Source organism: Paenalicyclobacillus cellulosilyticus, from assembly GCF_014647315.1.
Classification (GTDB): domain Bacteria; phylum Bacillota; class Bacilli; order Alicyclobacillales; family Alicyclobacillaceae; genus Alicyclobacillus_J; species Alicyclobacillus_J cellulosilyticus.
Genome location: NZ_BMOY01000044.1, coordinates 1 through 17971, shown reverse-complemented (window position 1 = coordinate 17971; position 17971 = coordinate 1). Strand labels below are relative to the sequence as shown.

At 66.6% G+C, this 17971-nt stretch carries 19 protein-coding genes; 14 read left to right on the top strand and 5 right to left on the bottom strand.

The genetic code is table 11. The features are described from left to right. Window positions 1-66: 66 nt before the first annotated feature. A complete protein-coding gene (locus IEX97_RS11420; RefSeq protein ID WP_188883140.1) occupies window positions 67-261 on the bottom strand; it encodes a DUF378 domain-containing protein in 195 nt (64 codons plus the stop codon). Between the two features lie 241 nt (window positions 262-502). Here IEX97_RS11420 and IEX97_RS11415 point away from each other — a divergent pair, with 241 nt between their 5' ends. The 3 genes from IEX97_RS11415 (at window position 503) to IEX97_RS11405 (ending at window position 2819) form a co-directional block, all read left to right on the top strand. Beyond that, entirely contained in the window at window positions 503-733 is a 231-nt protein-coding gene (locus tag IEX97_RS11415) for a NifU family protein (protein ID WP_188883145.1), read from the top strand. Between the two features lie 203 nt (window positions 734-936). After that, complete coding sequence (locus IEX97_RS11410) at window positions 937-1968, top strand: RluA family pseudouridine synthase (protein ID WP_188883139.1); 1032 nt, start codon at window positions 937-939, stop codon at window positions 1966-1968. Beyond that, window positions 1965-2819, top strand: coding sequence for a YihY/virulence factor BrkB family protein (locus IEX97_RS11405; protein WP_188883138.1), 855 nt, complete (start codon window positions 1965-1967; stop codon window positions 2817-2819). Before IEX97_RS11410 ends, IEX97_RS11405 begins: the two co-directional genes overlap by 4 nt. A gap of 55 nt (window positions 2820-2874) precedes the next feature. On the opposite strand, the gene IEX97_RS11400 is transcribed toward IEX97_RS11405, so the two are convergent. After that, a complete protein-coding gene (locus IEX97_RS11400; RefSeq protein WP_188883137.1) occupies window positions 2875-3324 on the bottom strand; it encodes an OsmC family protein in 450 nt (149 codons plus the stop codon). Between the two features lie 93 nt (window positions 3325-3417). On the opposite strand from IEX97_RS11400, the gene IEX97_RS11395 reads away from it, so the two are divergent. Both IEX97_RS11395 and folB read left to right on the top strand, forming a co-directional pair. After that, window positions 3418-4230 carry a glycosyltransferase family 2 protein gene (locus IEX97_RS11395; RefSeq protein WP_188883136.1) on the top strand — a complete coding sequence of 271 codons (813 nt, stop codon included), beginning with the start codon at window positions 3418-3420 and terminating at the stop codon, window positions 4228-4230. A 90-nt stretch (window positions 4231-4320) separates the two neighbouring features. Beyond that, window positions 4321-4689 (top strand): dihydroneopterin aldolase, encoded by a 369-nt coding sequence (folB, locus tag IEX97_RS11390; protein ID WP_188883135.1) that lies wholly within the window; start codon window positions 4321-4323, stop codon window positions 4687-4689. On the opposite strand, the gene IEX97_RS11385 is transcribed toward folB, so the two are convergent. Continuing rightward, window positions 4671-5735: a tetraprenyl-beta-curcumene synthase family protein gene (locus IEX97_RS11385; protein ID WP_229776846.1), complete on the bottom strand. Its 1065-nt coding sequence runs from the start codon at window positions 5733-5735 to the stop codon at window positions 4671-4673. The two genes, folB and IEX97_RS11385, sit on opposite strands and share 19 nt — an antisense overlap. An 81-nt stretch (window positions 5736-5816) precedes the next feature. Then, window positions 5817-6263 carry a hypothetical protein gene (locus tag IEX97_RS11380; protein ID WP_188883133.1) on the bottom strand — a complete coding sequence of 149 codons (447 nt, stop codon included), beginning with the start codon at window positions 6261-6263 and terminating at the stop codon, window positions 5817-5819. A 197-nt stretch (window positions 6264-6460) separates the two neighbouring features. Here IEX97_RS11380 and IEX97_RS11375 point away from each other — a divergent pair, with 197 nt between their 5' ends. The 3 genes from IEX97_RS11375 (at window position 6461) to IEX97_RS11365 (ending at window position 9975) form a co-directional block, all read left to right on the top strand. Further along, on the top strand, window positions 6461-7756 hold the full coding sequence (locus IEX97_RS11375) for a S1C family serine protease (RefSeq protein ID WP_229776845.1): 1296 nt from the start codon (window positions 6461-6463) through the stop codon (window positions 7754-7756). A 91-nt stretch (window positions 7757-7847) separates the two neighbouring features. After that, a complete protein-coding gene (locus tag IEX97_RS11370) occupies window positions 7848-8408 on the top strand; it encodes an RNA polymerase sigma factor (protein ID WP_188883129.1) in 561 nt (186 codons plus the stop codon). Next, window positions 8386-9975 carry a hypothetical protein gene (locus IEX97_RS11365; RefSeq protein WP_188883127.1) on the top strand — a complete coding sequence of 530 codons (1590 nt, stop codon included), beginning with the start codon at window positions 8386-8388 and terminating at the stop codon, window positions 9973-9975. The genes IEX97_RS11370 and IEX97_RS11365 overlap by 23 nt, the downstream gene beginning before the upstream one ends. Before the next feature lie 18 nt (window positions 9976-9993). Here the strand turns inward: IEX97_RS11365 and sigK are convergent, their stop codons facing one another. Beyond that, window positions 9994-10728, bottom strand: a complete 735-nt coding sequence (gene sigK, locus IEX97_RS11360) for an RNA polymerase sporulation sigma factor SigK (RefSeq protein ID WP_188883141.1) — start codon at window positions 10726-10728, stop codon at window positions 9994-9996. A 238-nt stretch (window positions 10729-10966) separates the two neighbouring features. Between sigK and IEX97_RS11355 the strand changes: the two genes are divergently transcribed. From IEX97_RS11355 to IEX97_RS11330, 6 genes are all read left to right on the top strand, one after another. Further along, on the top strand, window positions 10967-12544 hold the full coding sequence (locus IEX97_RS11355; RefSeq protein WP_188883126.1) for an acetyl-CoA hydrolase/transferase family protein: 1578 nt from the start codon (window positions 10967-10969) through the stop codon (window positions 12542-12544). 169 nt (window positions 12545-12713) lie between these two features. After that, the gene (locus tag IEX97_RS11350; RefSeq protein ID WP_229776844.1) at window positions 12714-13805 is read left to right on the top strand and encodes a two-component system sensor histidine kinase NtrB; all 1092 of its coding nucleotides are present in this window, start codon (window positions 12714-12716) and stop codon (window positions 13803-13805) included. A 132-nt stretch (window positions 13806-13937) separates the two neighbouring features. Further along, entirely contained in the window at window positions 13938-14867 is a 930-nt protein-coding gene (locus IEX97_RS11345; RefSeq protein ID WP_188883124.1) for an L-lactate dehydrogenase, read from the top strand. Between the two features lie 162 nt (window positions 14868-15029). Continuing rightward, window positions 15030-16328: a polysaccharide deacetylase family protein gene (locus IEX97_RS11340; protein ID WP_188883123.1), complete on the top strand. Its 1299-nt coding sequence runs from the start codon at window positions 15030-15032 to the stop codon at window positions 16326-16328. A gap of 149 nt (window positions 16329-16477) precedes the next feature. Further along, window positions 16478-17443 carry an ABC transporter permease gene (locus IEX97_RS11335; RefSeq protein ID WP_188883122.1) on the top strand — a complete coding sequence of 322 codons (966 nt, stop codon included), beginning with the start codon at window positions 16478-16480 and terminating at the stop codon, window positions 17441-17443. A gap of 57 nt (window positions 17444-17500) precedes the next feature. Continuing rightward, window positions 17501-17905: a carbohydrate ABC transporter permease gene (locus IEX97_RS11330; protein WP_188883121.1), complete on the top strand. Its 405-nt coding sequence runs from the start codon at window positions 17501-17503 to the stop codon at window positions 17903-17905. Window positions 17906-17971 lie beyond the last annotated feature (66 nt).

Below are 17971 nucleotides of genomic sequence, written 5' to 3'. Positions count from 1 at the left end.
GCGCGGGCCGGGCGATGGCGCGGTACGGGCGCCGCGCGCGCCGCCGGGGCCGTGGCCGCGGCGGCGCTACGTGGTCTCGCGCGACTCGAACAACAGGGAGATGCAGTACAACCCTGCCAGCCCGACGATGACATAGACGATCCGGCTGACCAGCGCGCCTTGGCCGCCAAACAACGCGGCGATGAGGTCAAAGCGGAATAATCCGACGAGCAGCCAATTGATGGCGCCGATGATCACGAGCGTCAGCGCAGTTTTGTTCATCCTCTGCCTCCTTCCGGCAAACGCCGCACGGCCGCGATGGACAGGCCAGCCCGGCGGCAGGCGGGCGCATACGCTGTGAGTATGCGCGCATCCCCGGCGTTTCATGCGCCGCCGCGGCCGGCTGCACGGCGACGAACCTGCGGGGCGGGAGGAGGCGACAGGCGAAAGGAAACCGTTGGCTGATCCCGCTTGCCAGCGCGTCAGCGGTTTGGATATGCTATAAACCGGAGGGATGCAGGTGATGTCCGTAGCGGATCGGGTCAAGGCGGCCCTGGACGAGATCCGGGAGGCCATTCAGATGGACGGCGGCGATGTCGAGTTCGTCTCCTATGACGAAGACAGCCGCACCGTCTACGTGTCGCTGACCGGGTCGTGCGTGGGTTGCCCGGCCAGCGTGATGACGCTCAAGATGGGGGTGGAGCGGGCGGTCAAGGCCCAGGTACCGGAGGTCGAGAGCGTCGAGATGTGCTGACGGCGCGGGATGCTGGGCGTGCAGGGCCGACCGCTGGACCAAGTCGCGACAGATGCCAGGAACCGACACCGGCGCGGTGCGCGAGCACCGCGTTTGTCGTCTCTTGGGTGGTGTGACCTTCCGGGCGCCGCCGCGGTTGCCAGGCCTGTGCGGGCAGCGGCAAGGCGGGAGACGAGGCCCAGCGTACAGAGGGAGGGAACGGCGTGCGGACGTACGTTGCAGGCGATGCGCTCGTCATCGTCCCGGAGGATGTTCCGGAAGATGGGCCGCCGTCCGCGCTGGCGGATTGGCTGGGCGGACGGTTCTGGCTCGGCAAGGTGTTCCTGGCGGAACTTGTGCGGCGCGGCCGTGTGCGGGTGCAGGGGATGAAGGACGCACATCTGGACACGCCGGTCGTCCCAGGCCGGCGGGTGTCGCTTTGCGGCGGGGTGGAGGCGGACGCGGGCGTGCCCGGTTGGTATCCGGGCGGACCGTGGCCGCCGGCGCGCGTCCTCTTTGAAGACGATCACGCCCTCGTCGCGGACAAGCCGGCCGGCATCATCGTCCATCCGGGCGGCCCGGCGGACGGGGTGCTCCATCCGGCCGACCGCGACACGCTGGCGCACCGGGTGGCGCAGCACTTCGCCCTTTCCGGTCTGCGCCGGCAGGTCCGGCACGTTCATCGCCTTGACCGGGAGACGACCGGCGCCGTGCTGTACGCCAAGCACGAATACAGCGCGCGCACCTTCGACGCCCTGCTCCGCGCCCGGCGGGTGAAACGCAGCTATGTGGCGCTGGTGGCGGGACGGCTTGCCCCCGCGGCCGGCACCGTCGACTTGCCCATCGGGCGCGATCGCCATGTAGCCGGGCGGTTTCGCGTCTCGGCAAGCGGACGGCCGGCGGTGACGCACTATCGCACCGTCGCGGTCGCTCCCGGGAACCCGCCGGTCTCTCTGGTCGCGTTGACCCTGGAAACGGGCCGCACGCACCAGATCCGGGTCCATCTCGCTCATCTCGGCTGTCCCGTGCTCGGCGATGCGCTGTACGGCTGCGCGGCCGCGCGCCGGTTGTGGCCGCCCGGGGCAGGCCATGCCCTGCACGCCGCAACGCTGTCGTTCGACCACCCGTACGCCGGTGGTTCCGTCACGGTGACGTCGCCGCTGCCGGATGTGTGGCAGGACGTGTTGCAGCGCTTCGGCTTGCACCACGGCTTGCTTCCCGGTGCACAAGTCACCCTGTGGGAGGGGATGACGTGATCCGCCGCTGGTCCGCCGCCCTCGCCAAGTTCGTCTGGGACCTGACCGCGTGCGCGGTGAAGCACGACATCGCCTCGTTGGCCGCCGTCATCGCGTTCTATGCGTTTTTTTCGTTGTTTCCGCTGTTGCTGCTCACGCTGTATGTGGCGTCCGCCCTGCTGCCGCACGCCGATGCGGAACAGCTTCTCGTCACGTTGATCCGGCCGTATTTCCCCGCGCTGCCGGAGGCCAAGCAGTTCATCGACCGCAACATCGCGCACCTGTCGGCGGTCGGGTCCAACGTCGGCCTGGTCAGCGCCGTGACGCTCACCTGGTCGGCCACGAGCGGTTTTCTCGCGGTGCAGCAGGCGATGGACGTCATCCTCGCTTCGTCGCAGGCCCGTTCGTACATGGCCCGCCGGTTCATCGCGTTCGCGATGCTCGCCGTCTTCCTCTGCCTGACCATCGCTTCGGCGGTCGCCATGGAGTTGTATCCGGTGGTGGGGCACACGTGGTTTGCGCGCGCCAGGGTGCCGCACCTCGCCCTGTTGGCGCACGCCTTGTCGCGGGTCTTGTTTCCGCTGTCGCTGTTTCTCAGCTTCGTGGTGTTTTACCGCTACCTGCCGTCGGCACCTGTGCCGTGGACGTGCGTCGTGCCGGGCGCGTGCGTCGCGACGGCCGCGGTCGATCTCGGCCGTGCGCTGTTCGCTTGGTACGCGAGCCATCTGATGGCGTATCAGATGGTGTATGGCAGCCTGGCGGTCGTGATGCTGGTGGTGTTGTGGATCTACATCGCGAGCATGGTGATGCTGTTCGGAGCCGAGATCGCCGCGGTGTTGCGGGCGTGGGAGCAAGGGGCGGCCGGGGGGTGAGCAAGGCTGCACCCGCGCCGACGCGACACCCGACTGAAGCTGTACCCGGCCGAGGCTACACCCGCGCCGCCTCGACGATCACGCGCGGCGAAACGTGGACCGCCACGTTCCCGCGCACCGCGCTCGACACCATGCAGGCGTGCTCTGCGTGTTCTGCCAGGGTGATGAGCTGTTCTTCATCGTATGGCCGATCCAGCACGATGGTGGGGCGGTGTTCAATCCGGTCGAAGCGCAGACCGCGGTCGTTTTCGACGTAGCCGACCGATTCGAGGTCAATCCGCGCGAACGGGATCCGGCGGTTGCTCAAGATGGCACTGAGGGTGATGAGGTAGCAGCCTGCCGCGGCGGAGAGCAGCAACTCCTCCGGGTTGGTGCCCACGCCGGGACCTCCCAGGTCATTCGGAATGCTGAACTGGGCTGTCAGCCCTTCGCTGGTGATCCGGCCGACACTGAACTTGTCGCCTGTCCAGGCGCCGCGGACGGTGTACGTGTGGATGCTCGCCATATTCCGGTCTCCTCTTGCGGACAGGCAGGGAAGGCCCTTCCGCCATCGAATGAATCCTAAGATGATTGTAACGAGAAGGAGGGGCTGTGACCAGTGGCCGTCGTGAGCGCCATCGTCGTCACCCGCAATCGCCTCCGCCACCTGCGGCAGTGCCTCGAGGCCATCGCGCGCCAGGACGCGGATGTGCCGCTTCAGGTGTGCGTCGTCAACGACGGCGGCGCGCCCATCGCGGAGGTGATGCAGTCGTTCGCCGCCCGGCACCCGCATCTCGAGGTCGTCTGGCGGGACCTGGCGCACCAAGGTCAGGTGCGCGCGCGGGCGGCCGCCATCGCGCTGGCGCGCGGCGATTACCTCGCCTTCTGCGACGACGACGACCGGTGGCTGCCTGGCCACGTCCACGCCCTGCTCGCGGCGGTGAACAGCCCCGGTGCGGCGGGGCTGGCGTTCACCGACGCCGAGCTGGTGTTCGCCCGGGTGGCCGGCGACCGGGTGGACGTGGTGCGCCGGGTACCGTTCGCGTGGTGCTGCCCGGACCGGCTCCTGCGTTTTTACAACCCCGTCGTGCCGAGCAGCCTCCTCATCGCGCGGACGCTCTACGAACGGACGGGCGGCTTGGATCCGGCGGTGGGGCATTACTGGGACTGGGATCTGGTCCTGTCGGCCGCCCGGCATGCGCCCTTGCGGCGGGTGGCGGCCTGCTACACGTTGTACCTCGTCGACATCGCGGGGGAGAGCGCCTCGAGTGTGCCGGAGCGGATGCGGCCGGACCTCATGCGGCTCATTGCCAAGCACGGTCTGGGAAACCTGCCGTCCAGCAACTTCGCGCGCATGGCGGACGATCCCGTTTTGGCTCCGCACCGTGCGCAGACGCGTCTGGTGTGGGACGGCGCGCCGGACATTTGGTAATCCATGCTTGCCACGGCGCGTGCATGGGCGGAGCGACCGGCCCACGGGTGTGGAAAGGCCGCCGCCAGCGCCGCGACGAGGAGGGAGAGTGTGGACGAGATCTTCATCCGCGGCCTGGTCTGCTACGGGTACCACGGCGTGTTCCCCGAAGAGCGGCGCCTCGGCCAACGCTTCATCGTCCATCTGCGCCTCGGGCTCAACCTGGCGAGCGCGGCCGCCGCGGACAATCTGGAACAATCGGTGGATTACGGGGCGGTGTGCCAGACGGTGCAGCGGGTGGTGGAAGGAGAACCGCAGCAACTCATCGAGCGCGTGGCCGAGCGGGTGTGCGAAACCCTGTTCACCCAATTTCCGAAGCTGGAACAGATTGAGGTGGAAGTGGTGAAGCCCGGTGCCCCGATTCCGGTGCCGTTCGCCGAGGTGGGGGTGCGCCTGGTTCGTCAGCGCACCGCCCGGTAGAGTTTGCAGGCCGCGTAAAACAGCCAGGCGGTGGGCCCGCCCGCCCAGACCAGCCGGCGCGCGGGCCGCACCGCACCTTGCTGCCGGGCCTTGGCGTCCGACAAGTACATGCAGAGCAACCCTTGCACCACGTACTCGTGGATGCGGCCGTCGGCCGACAGCCCGCGCGCCTGGCGACGGCTTTGGCGGGCGAACCAGCACAGACGCGCGTGCGCTTCCTCGGGCGACGGGTAGGCGCGCACGAAGTTGAAGTCCCCTTCGCGCAGGTCCTCCTCAAGGTCGATCCAATAATCAAGCAGGATGTGCAGACCGCAGATTGAGGGAAAATACGCACGGCAGAGGGTTTCCGGCGGCACGCGTCCCCCGCCGGCCGCGCTGCGGAAGAGCGCGAACATGCCGAGTGTCGATCCGGTGGCTGCCGCGAACTCCCACCACGACACGTCCGGGAAGGCGGCCCGATAGGCGGAAGCCCAACGCGCGAGCCGTTCCGCCCGTTCCGCGGCCGGACCGTGCTTGTAAACCTGCAGTTCGCAGTAACGGTCGATGAACCAGCTGAGGTACGGAAACACATCCCGGTAGCCCGGCAGGGCGGCAACCGTCTCCTGGCAGGTTCGCACCAGGTCGGCCAGGTAACCTCCGTCCTCCAGGCCGCCGCGCAGGCGGTAGTACGGCCGCGGACGGACCCCGGGCCGGACGGCGTCCTGCATGGCGGCATGCAGCGCGCGGAAGTGGTCCAGGTCGGTGGAGCCGTCGCGATCGCACAAATTGTCCAGGTAGTCGCTGATGGTCTGGAGGGCGACGATGAGCCGGACAAGGGCGGGGGCGCGCGGATGCGCCGCGGCGAAGACGCACCCGCCGTCGGCGTGGAAACGTTTGTCGGCCAGGCTGGCGAGGGCGTGCCGCCGCAGCCCGGGATGCGGGATGGTCTCCGCCCTGCGGCGCCATTGCGCGAGCTCCGCCCGGGCAAGCGGCAGGACGTGGCGGTACAGACTGGCGATGAACCCTGTCGGCAGCGCGGGGCACCGGACGTCGGACAGACGCCTCACCTCCTGCGGCAGGCGTAGTCCTTCATTATGGCTCCATCGCACACCGATATACGGCGAGATGCCGGCTTGCTGCCACCGCGCTCAGCGCAGGAGGGCTTGCACGGCTGCCTGCATGATCTGAGCCGCTTTGCGCAGCGTGTCGTCCGACAACCAGGTTGTTCCCGCGCCTGCGCCGGACCCGGATCCTGCCCCAGCCCCTGCACCGGTACCCGCCCCCGCTCCGGTTCCTGTCCCTGCTCCCGTCCCCGCCTTTTCCTTAGTCCCTGTCCCCGCCCCGGACGTTGCCCGCTTCCCCGCCGCGGCCCATCCGGCGGCATGCATGTCCGGACCGAACGGGATGTTCGCACCGCCACCCGCGCGCCCGGGCGGATGGGTGCTGCCCGGCGGTGCCACGGGGAATCCTCCCGGCGGCCATAGTCCTCGCCGGCGCGCGCCTTGGCGCATCATCGCCATGAGGGTGCGCACCTTCTCGTCTTGCGCGACGCCGATGGCCAATTGGCCGAATTTCAACAGGGTATCTGCCTTCATGGTCTTCCCTCGCTTTGGCCCAAGGACATACCCACCTGCGGGGTGTCGCACACTGTGCCTCATCGTATGCACGCGCGCCGTCCGGCGCGGCCGCGATTGTCCCAACCGGAACGTGCGAGCCCGTGGCGGGCGGGGGCGCGCTGTGCTAACGTATGGATGGCATGAGGCGGCAGACTGCGCGCAGAGGGGGAATGGTCGTGGTGAGACAGCGGTGGTACGAGGGTGATTGGGATCACGCCCGGCGCGGGCGGCGCTGGACGCGGTGGGGGTTGGCACTGCTCGCCGTGTACGCGCTCGGCGTGTGGACGGGCACAGGACTTGCCCATCGCGGCGCGGCAGCCTCGGGACCGGCGCCCGCCGGACAGGGGAATGCAGAGCACAAACCCGGCCCAGGGACGGGTGCGTCGGGGACCCCGCAGCGCGGCCAGCCTGCCACCGGCCAGGCCGGCGGCGGGGTGGCAAACGGAGGGAGCGCAGGCGTCCTGCCGCCGGGGCTCGACAGCTCCATCATCACCCGGGTGTATCAGCAGGCGAAAGACAGCGTCTTCACCATCACGGCCGTGGCGCACGCCGGGAACAAGTCGTCTTCCCCGGAGGAGGACATCGGGACCGGCTTTCTCATCGACGAGCGCGGCAACATCGCCACCAACAACCACGTCGTCAACGGGCAGAAGACCGTGACGGTTACGGTGGGACACCAGACCTACCGTGGCGTCGTCGTCGGCAAAGACCCCATCGACGATCTCGCCGTCGTCCACATCACGCCGCCGCCCGGCATCCGGCCGCTCCCGCTCGGGACGTCGCGCCACCTGGTACCGGGGGAGCTCGTCATCGCCATCGGCAACCCGTTTCAATTGACCAACAGCGTCACGGCCGGCATCGTCAGCGGCCTCAACCGGTCCATGCCGTCCCAGAGCGGGCGGGTGATGAGCGGTCTCATCCAGACCGATGCGGCGCTCAACCCCGGCAACTCGGGCGGACCTTTGCTCGACGCCCGCGGCGAGGTGGTCGGCATCAACACCGCCATCGAGAGCCCGGTGGAGGGATCGGTCGGCATCGGCTTCGCCATCCCCATCGACCGCCTGAAGCGGCTGTTGCCGACGCTGTTGCGCGGCGAGGCGGTGGACCAGCCGTGGCTTGGGATCGTCGCCATCGACATCGATCCCGCCCTGCAGCAGCAGTACCACCTGACGGTGGCGCAAGGGGTGCTCGTCATCCAGCTCCCGCCCGGCAGTCCGGCGGCCAAGGCGGGGGTTCACGGCGACAGCGGGACGGAGAAACATCCGAAGGGCGACGGGGACATCATCGTCGCCGTCGACGGTGTGCCGGTGGCGTCCGTCGGCGACGTGACCGCCATCATCTCCGAACACGCGGTGGGAGACCAGGTCGACCTGACCGTGTTGCGCGGCGGCAAGACCTTGCACATTCCGGTCACGCTCGGCAGCTGGCTCCACCGGAACGACGCCGCGAAGGCGAGCGCAGCGGGCAAGTGATGTAACAGGCGGACGGTGTGTTGCGTCTGGAATGACGGGAGTCCCTGGGTACAACGAGCCCGGGGGTTGCCGCTGGGAAGGGAGAAACGGGATGAGCGGCGAGCCTGTGTGCGACTGCCAGCACGAGTTTTGCCTGCGCCTCGGGTGCATCCGGGAGCACCGGACGATGGTGCGCAACCTCGTCTACCACATCCTGCGCGACCCGGGTGAGGTCGACGACCTCGTGCAGGAGGTGTTCATCAAGGCGTACCAAGCGATGGATGCGTTCCGCGGCGGCAGCCTGCGCGCGTACCTCGGGCGGATCGCACGCAACCTGTGCTACGACGTGCTGCGCCGCCGCAGGTCGGCGCGTACCGGGCTCGGCCAGGTGGCACCCATTCCGGACGAACTGCCGGACGCCTCCGACGGGCCGGAGGACCTGATCATCGGCCGCGAGACGGCATTGCTCGTCGCCGCCATTCTCGACGAGCTCAACCAGTTGGACCGCGAGATCCTGTTGTTGCGCCACGTGCACCAGTTTTCGTACGAGGAGATTGCGGCCGTGGTGGGCCTGCGTCCGGGCGCGGTGCGCACCCGCATCTCCCGGGCGCGCCAGCGCGTCCTGGCAGAACTGGAGAGGAGAGAGTGCCTTGCGACACCTCACTTGGGATGAATTGTGGGACCTGCTGGAGGGGGAGGCAGCTTCTGACCGGTTGGCGTGGGAGGCGCACCTTGCGGCGTGCCCGGAGTGCCAGGTGCGGTGGCAGCGCTTGCAACAGGCCCAGGCGTGGTTGGTCTGCGCCCTGACGCCGCGCCTCGCCGGGGATGTGGACGTGCCGAGCCCCCGGGACGTATCCGGACGCAAAGACGCGGCCGCGGGGTGGCAACACGGAAGCGAAGAGGGACGGCAGCACGGGCGGGATCGCGTCCGGGTGTGGCGGGCATGGCGCGTCTTGCCCGCCGGGGCGGCGGCGTCCGCGGCGGCTGCGGCGTTCATCTGGGCGGCACAGAGCGGGCTGCGTCCGGTGCGGAACGATGCGCCGATGTATGAGTCGATGTCGGCATTCGCGCCGGGTCGCGCCGCGACGATGATGTCCGCGATTTCGCCGGCCCCGCCATCCGCACGACAGGGTGTGCGCACGCACGGAGCTGTTGCGGCGGGCGCGGCTGCTGCGGCGGGTGCGGCGGCGTCACCGGGCGCAGCCCCGTCCGCCGTGCCCTCGGAATTGTCGGCGCGCAGCTACGGCGTGATGAACGTGCCGGAAGCGGACGGCGTCGTGGCGGCGGGCGCGGCGAAGGCTGCGGCGGACGTGTCCCGTCCGGGAGCGGCCGTGCAGGCGGGCCGTCTGCAGGTGCGCGCCGTGATTGAGGACCAAAACGCGCGTCCGCTCGCCGCGGCCCACGTCGCCATCGTCGCAGGGGGCACTGTCGTCGCGCGAGGGGTGACCGACGCGGCAGGGAGGACACAGGTGCTCACCGTCCCTGCGCTGCCGGCCGATCCGGTGCTGGCGCAAAGCTTCAACGCCCAGTATCCGCCGCTGTCGCTCATCGCGGTCGTGGCCTGGAAGCGCGGTGACGGTGCGGCGGTCCGCTGGCTGCACACCGCCTTGGGGCAAACGGCGGCGCTCACGGCGTCGCTCGTGTTGCCGCGCGCGGGCGGCGTCCGGTTCGTCGATGACGGACTGCACGTGCTGTACGCGAAGAACTACTTCGACTGGGCGGTCGCCCGGGCGGCATCCGGCAGCGGCTGGCGTGCGGCGGCCGGGACCGGGTCGCGGGAGACGGCCGGATCCGGTATGCGTGCGGATGCAGCCCTGGCGGACGCCGCAGGGACGACGCTCTCCGTCCGCGTCGTCGATGAGTCCGGCCGGCCGGTGGCGCATGCGAGCGTGGCGGCGTTCGCAGGCGGGCGGATGGTGGCGCGGGCCGCGAGCGACACGCGCGGCCTGGCGGCGATCCGGATCGCTGCGAGCATCCTCGACCCACGGCTTGCGGGACCGGCGTGGCCGGGCGCGGGTCCGCGGACGGTCTCGCTGGTGGTGTTCAAGCAGGGGTATGCAGGCTGGATGGACCTGTACCGTCCGGTGACGCGGGGTACCAAGGTCGCGGTGCGGCTTGAGTCCATCGCCTGGCGGCAGCTGCATGAGCGGAACCACGCCGACATCCCCACGACCGTCGCCACCGGACCGGCGGCGGGCGACGTGGCCGCGTTCGTGCGCTGGGCGGAACGCGCGCGCTGAGGGAGAGGCAACCGTCCCTCATCCCTCGTCGTCCGGCGGCCGGTAGACAAACGGCCGCTTGCGGCGTTGGCCTGCGTACGCCTGATGAAACATCTTCAGCAGGGCGCGCTTCTCGAGGCGTGAGACGTAGGAGCGGGAGATGCCGAGGGCATCGGCCACCTCGTTTTGTGTCCATTCCCGGCCGTCCGCGAGGCCGAAACGCAGGTCGATGACCCGCCGCTCCCGCTCATCCAGAATCTCCATCAACCGCCGCATGTGGCCTATCTCCATCCGGCGGCTCACCGCCTCCTCCGTCTCGTCGCTCTCCGACCCGAGCACATCCGCGATGGTCACTTCGTTCCCGTCCTTGTCCATGCCGATGGGGCTGTAGAGGGAGACATCCCGGCGTGTCTTCTTGAGGGAGCGCAACTGCATCAAGATTTCATTTTGGATGCAGCGCGCAGCGTACGTGGCGAACTTGGTGCCTTTGGCCGGCTGGTAGGTTTCCACCGCCTTGATGAGACCGACTGTGCCAATCGAGATGAGGTCGTCGTGGTCGATTCCGCTCTGGTCGAACTTCTTGGCGACGTGCGCCACCAGCCTGAGGTTGTGCTCAATCAGCTTCTGGTACGCCTCGCGGTCGCCCTGTCGCCAGCGTTCAAAATAACGTTGCTCTTCTTCGCGGGATAGCGGTTGCGGGAAGGACTGGTTGACAAATCCCGTGGCCAGCGTGATGTCGTTCAGTACATAACCGACCAACGCGGCAAGCGATATCACAAACATGCCACCTCCGGCCCGGTGTCAACGCACGGGTTGTTGCAGTGTATGTGGGATCCTGCCCCGGGTGTGCGGGCCGCTGCGCCGGGCGTGCGGGCCGCATGCTCCGGATGGACTGGGCCGTGCGGGGGATGTGGCCTGGATGAGGTGCCGCTATGCTGAAAGTGAGATGCAGGTGACATCATCTGCGCAGCCCGGCGCGCTGCATGCGGCCGCGGCGGAGGGGGAGTGTCCGATGCTCGAGGAACGCATTCGCATGCCCGCCTTGCGCCAGCGCGTGGTGTCGGCGGAAGAGGCGGCGGCGCTCATCCAAGACGGGATGACGCTCGGGATCAGCGGGTTCACCCGCGCCGGCGACGCCAAGGTGGTGCCCCAGGCGCTGGCGGAGCGGGTGCGGCGAACAGGGGAGCGTCTGCGCATCCAGCTGTGGACCGGCGCTTCGGTGGCGGAAGAGGTGGACCGGACGCTCTGCGAGGCCGGCGTGGTGGTGCGCCGCCTGCCCTTTCAGTCCGATCCGGTGTTGCGCGCGGCCATCAACCGGGGTGAGGTGATGTACGTCGATCAACACCTCAGCCAGACGGTGGAGATGGTGCGCGAGGGCCAGCTCGGACCGCTCGACGTCGCCATCCTCGAGGCGGTGGCCATCACCGAAGACGGAGGCATTGTCCCGTCCACCTCGGTCGGCAACTCGCCCACCTTCGCGCACATGGCGAAGCGGATCATCGTCGAGCTCAACACCCGCCAGCCGCTCCTGCTGGAAGGTATGCACGACATCTACGAGCCGGGTCCGCGCCCGCACCGGGACCCCATCCCGTTGACGCGGGTGGACGGACGGATTGGCCAGCCTGCCATCGCGGTGCCACCCGGCAAAATCGCGGCCATCGTCGTCACCCACCGCGCCGACCACTTCGCTCCGCTCGCGGCGCCGGATGCGGAGACCGAGCAGATGGCGGGCCACCTGCTCGAGTTCTTCGATCACGAAGTCCGCCGCGGCCGGCTGCCGGAATCGCTGCGGCCGCTGCAGTCGGGGGTCGGATCGGTGGCCAATGCGGTGCTGCACGGCATGCTCGACGGCCGGTTCCACAACCTGGAGATGTACTCCGAAGTCTTGCAGGACGCGGTGTTCGATCTCCTCGACGCCGGGAAGATGCGCTTTGCGTCCGGGTGCGCCATCACGGTTTCGCCTGCGCGCGCGCAGGAGATCATGTCGCGGCTTGTCGCCTACCGGGATCGCATCATCCTGCGGCCGCAGGAGATCTCGAACCACCCAGGCATCATCCGCCGTTTCGGGGTCATCGCCATCAACACGGCCATCGAGGTGGACATCTACGGCAACGTGAACTCGACCCACGTGCTGGGGACGCACATGATGAACGGCATCGGCGGTTCGGGCGATTTCGCCCGCAATGCGTATCTCTCTGTGTTTGTCACCAAGTCGACGGCGAAAGACGGGCGCATCTCGTGCATCGTCCCGATGGTCGCCCACGTCGACCATACGGAGCACGACGTGCAGGTGGTGGTCACGGAGCAGGGATTGGCGGACTTGCGCGGTCTCGCGCCGCGGGAACGGGCGCCGCTCATCATCGAACGCTGCGCCCACCCGGCGTACCGGGAGTTGCTGCGGGAGTACTGGCGGGACGCGCAGCGCTTCGGCGGCCAGACGCCGCATGATTTGGCCAAGGCCCTGTCGTGGCACGTGCGGGCGCGCGACACCGGCAGCATGTTGCCGGATGACAGCCCGCGGCCGGCCGCGGCGGACGCCGCGCGCCGGGCTGCGGCGGCCCGGGCGGGTATGGTGTCCGGCCGCAGGTGACGGGCAGGCTGTCCGCCTGGCGGCGGGAAGAAAAAGCCGGCCGTGCCAGGGTGCCTGTGACGGGTAACCTGGCCACGGCCGGGTTGGTTTTGCGTTTCGGGTATAATTTATGGAGGTGAAATGCAGGACGGACCGTTCAGCCGGCCGCGGTGCAAAGGAGACCGATGCGATGCTCAATGAAGCGCTCAACAACCTGCAAACGGCGCTCGACGCCTTGGTGACCATCAACCGTGCGTTGGACGAGTCGCTCATCGTCGCCATCACCGATCGCCGCGGGCGGATCACGTTTGCCAACCAGAAATTTTGCGAGCTGTCCAAGTACTCCAAGGAAGAGTTGCTCGGGCAGACGCACCGGATCATCAACTCCGGCTACCATCCCAAGGAATTCTTCCGCGAGATGTGGCGCACCATCGCGAGCGGGAAGATCTGGCGCGGCGAAATCCGCAACCGGGCCAAGGACGGGACGTACTACTGGGTGGACACGACCATCGTGCCTTGCCTCGACAAGCGGGGCAAGCCGTATCAGTACGTGTCGTTCCGCATCGACATCACGGAGCGCAAGCGGGCGGAAGAACAGCTGCGCCGGCTCGACAAGGTGGAGGCGGTGGCGCAGCTCGCCTCCAGCATCGCGCACGAGATCCGCAATCCGCTCGCGGCCATCAAGATGGCCGTGCAGGGGTTGCAGATGGACCTGCCGGAGCGCCGCCATCAGGATGTCCTGGCGATGATCCTCTCCGAGCTCGACCGGATCGACAACATCGCGGAACAGTTCATGCACCTGGCGAAGCGGCGGGAGTCCCAGTTTCAGGTGGCGGACATCCGGCCGATGTGCGAGTTGACGGTGCGCCTGATGTCCATCACGGCACGCAAGAGCGGGGTGCGCGTCTCGCTGTCGGTGCGCGGGGACATCCCGCCCGTCCGTTGCGACGTCGCCCAGTTGCAGCAGGTGCTCATCAACTTGTTGAAGAACGCCATCGAGGCGATGCCGGACGGCGGGGATGTCGAGGTGGAGCTTTTGGAAGAATCCGGCCGGGTGGTGTTGCGCGTGATCGATCACGGCATCGGCATCCCGGAGGACGAGCTGCCGCGCCTCGGCGAGCCGTTTCACACCACCAAACCGCACGGGACGGGTCTCGGTTTGTCCATCTCCCACAAGATCATCCACGATCACGGCGGCACCCTCCATTTGACCAGCCGGCTCGGCGAGGGGACGGTGGCGGAGGTCCGCTTGCCCGCCGCGCCGGCCGTCCGGACAGACTAGTCCCTTTTTTCTCCTCCGGATACCCCGCATGGCCGATGTGCGCTCCGCCACGGTCGCGGTACGCTGAAGATGACCAATGCACATCCCGAAGCACATGACCGCCGTTGCGGTTCGGAAAGAGGGGGAGCGCACATGTCCATTCATCGACCGACGCGGATCGTGGTCGTCGGCTGCGGCGCCGTCGGCGCCACCACGGCCTACACCCTGTTGCTGCGCGAGCGCTGCGAGGAGTTGGTCTTGATTGACGTGCGGCGGGACGTCGCGCACGGCGAGGCGCTCGATTTCCGGCACGGCCTGCCGTTCACCGGCAAGACCAAGGTGTGGGCCGGGGATTACGCCGACTGTGCCGGGGCGGACATCGTCATTGTCGCGGCAGGCGCCGCCCAGCGGCCGGGCGAGACGCGCCAGGACCTGTTGCCGCGCAACGCGGCGGTGGTGCAGCAGGTGGTGGCGCAGGTGGTGGAACATAACCAGGACGGCATCCTGCTCATCGCCACCAACCCGGTCGACGTGATGGCGTACGCGGCATGGAAGACGTCGCAGTGGCCGGCGCACCGGGTCATTGGGTCGGGAACGGTGCTCGACAGCGCCCGGTTCCGATTTGCCATCGGACGGCGGCTCGGTATGGACCCGCGCAACGTGCATGCCTACATCGTGGGCGAGCACGGCGACACCGAGCTGCCGGTGTGGAGCAGTGCCCACGTGGCCGGGGCACCGGTGTCGCTTCCGCCCGAGGAGAAGGACGAGATCTTCCGCGAGACGCGGGACGCGGCATACGAGATCATCCGGGCGAAGGGTGCCACCAATTACGCCATCGCGCTGGCGCTCGACCGGATTGTCACCGCGATTCTCCGCGATGAGGGCGCCGTGCTGACGGTGTCGACCTACTTGGACGACTACCTGGGCGTGCGCGGCATCTACATGGGCGTGCCGTGCATTGTCGACCGCACCGGGGTGCGCGAGGTGTTGCCGCTGCACCTGGATGAAACCGAAGCGCGGCTCTTCGCCGCGTCGGCCGCGGCGTTGCAAGCAGCCGTGGCGCGCTTGCCGGAGCACGCGTAACACGATCGACCGCCTTGCGTCCATAGAAGATGGAATGGTCCTCCAGAGTTCCTTCTTCCCCTGCCGGCGTCTGCGACACACGGCAGGGGAGGCAGGATGGACGACAGATGCAGAATGAAGCATCGTTTCAGATAGAATCGGCTGGATGCGAGGCGGTGGGGCATGGTGCAGCGGGGGAAGGCGTGGCTGGCGGCGTTGGCTGCGGCGGTGTGGACGGCGGGATGCAGTCTGCTCCCGGGAGAGAACGGTTCATCCGGGCCGTCCGGGCCGGCAGGGACACCGCCCAAGGTGTCAGCCGGCCGGCAGGCCGGGCAAAAGCCAGGGCACGCGGCCGCGGGCCACGGCACGAGCGGGGGTGGCGCTGGCCGGCAGACGGCGGGAGGGACGGTTTTCGGCCCGGGGAGCGGAGCGGGCGCCGCGGGCGGATCGGGGATGGAGCGCGGAACGGGCGCTGTCGTGCCGAAGCCGCCTGCGCCGGCGGAACACCTGGTCCCGTACAACGGCCCTGTGCAACACATCTTTTTCCATCCGCTGATCGCCTATCCGGCACGGGCGTTCGATCATCCAGCGACCGACAAGCAGATGATAGGGATGAACGACTGGATGATCACGGTCTCCGAGTTTGACAAGATCCTGCAAGCGCTGTATCAAGATCACTTCATCCTCATCGACATTCATCTATTGTATCAAGTCAAACAACAAGGAGGGCGAACGGTCGTCGTGCCGAGGCAGCTCATGCTGCCAAAAGGCAAGAAGCCGCTCATTCTCAGCATCGACGACATGAACTACTACGAGTACATGGTCCAGTACGGCTGCGTGAGCCGTTTGGTGGTGGATAAGCAGGGCCGCATCGGCGCACTGTCCATCGGGCCCGGTGGCAAACCGGTCGTCCGGTACGACGACGAGATTGTCCCCATCCTCGATGGCTTTGTGGCGAAACACCCCGATTTCTCGTTCCACGGCGCCAAAGGCATGATTGACCTCACCGGGTACGAGGGCGTGCTCGGGTACCGCACGGATGAGATCACAGCTAAAAACTATCCCCAGGTGCGCGCGCAGGCCACGCGGTTGATTCAGGCCTTAAAGCGCGACGGCTGGACGTTTGCCTCGCACAGCTACGGCCATCTCAACGAGGAAGCCATCTCCTATGCCAAATTTGTGAACGACACCGAGCGCTGGCTGCGCGAAGTGGAACCGCTCACCGGCCCGACCGACGTCTACGTCTATCCGTTCGGCGGCCACCTGCCCGTCGGCAGCGACAAGTTTCAGTTCCTTGTCCATGCGGGGTTCCACGTCATTTGCAGCGTCGGGCCCACCACGTACGTGCAGTGGACGCCGCAGGCGCTGCTGATGGACCGCCGCCACATCGACGGCGTCGCCCTGCACGAAGAGCCAAAGGACCTGGCGGACCTGTTCGACGCCAGCAAGGTGATCGATCCGGCGCGGCCGGACGTGTATTGATCCATCCTCCGTTCCATCTTTTGTCCCGCGGCTGCACATCCCCGGGCGTTGACTATCATACTAGTATCCTAGTATGATAGTGTACAGAAAGATTACAGCGTCGGCAGCCGCCTCCACGCAGGGTGGCGCAGGCAAGTCGAGGGATGATGATGGAGGCCCAAGTGAAAGCGCAGTCAGCAAACATGGCAACCGTGCCGCCGTTACGCATGCGACAGCCGCTGTGGAAGCGGATATGGAAAGAACGTTGGATTTATGCGCTTTTTTTGCCTGGTTTTCTTTATTTTATCATTTTCTGCTATCTGCCGATGTGGGGCGTCTTGATGGCGTTCCAAAACTTTCAACCCTATTTGGGATTCTGGCACAGTCAATGGGTCGGGTTGCAAAACTTCATCACGTTCTTTTCGGACCCGAGCTTTTGGCAGTTGTTTCGCAATACGTTCATCCTGGCCATTTACAACATCATCTTCTTCTTTCCGGCGACCATCATCATGGCGCTCTTGCTCAACGAGGTGCGCAACGCCATCTTCAAACGCACCGTGCAAACGCTGGTCTATATCCCGCACTTTTTGTCGTGGGTGGTTGTCGTCGGCATTTGCTACATGCTGTTGAACCCCCAGGATGGTCTCATCAATGACCTCTTGATGCGGATGGGGCACGCGAAAATCGATTTTTTGGAGAGCTCGGCATGGTTCAGGCCGTTGATTGTGCTGCAGATGCTTTGGAAGGAAACCGGATGGGGGACGATCATCTTTCTTGCTGCGCTCGCCGGGGTGAATCCGGAACTGTATGAGGCGGCCACCATTGACGGAGCCGGCAGGTGGCGTCAGTTGTGGCACATCACCTTACCGTCCATTCGCAGTGTCATCATCATTTTGTTGATTCTCCGTCTGGGTAATTTCTTGAATGTGGGATTTGAACAAATCTGGTTGATGCTGAATCCGCTGAATCGCGACGTGGGGGATGTGTTCGATACATACACATGGTTGGTTGGCTTGCAACAGGGACAGTTCAGCTATGCTACCGCTGTGGGTTTGTTTAAATCTGTGGTGGGGTTGGTGCTGGTTCTTGGTGCGAACTGGTTGGCGAAACGCTTTGGCGAAGAAGGCGTCTATTAAAGCGAAGTACCGGTTTGGCCATGTTGGATGCACACGCAAAAGGCAGGGGTTTGCGCGATGATGGTGGTCAACAAGAGTTTGGGTGAACGGGTGTTCGATGTCGCGAATCATGTGTTCCTCGCTTTGGTGGGGTTATTGACATTGGCGCCGTTCCTCTACGTGGTATTCGGTTCGTTCACAGATTTGCAGGGCTTGACATGGCACAAATTTACCGTGGACGCATACCGGTACATCTTCTCCACGGATACCTTCGTACGCAGCATCGGCGTTTCTGTGTACATCACCGTCGTGGGTACGGCCATGAGCCTGGTGGCGACGGCGCTCAGTGCGTACGCACTTGCGCACAAACCGCTCCCTGGCCGGCGCTTCCTGTTGCTGATGGTCCTGTTCACCATGCTCTTCAGCGGCGGTATGATTCCCACGTACTTCGTAGTCAAAAGCGTGGGGCTGATCAATACGTGAGCGTCAAATAGCGCACACCTGGCGTCAGTCCGTCTTCTGCGAGATGATCCCCTCCAGAATCCAGTC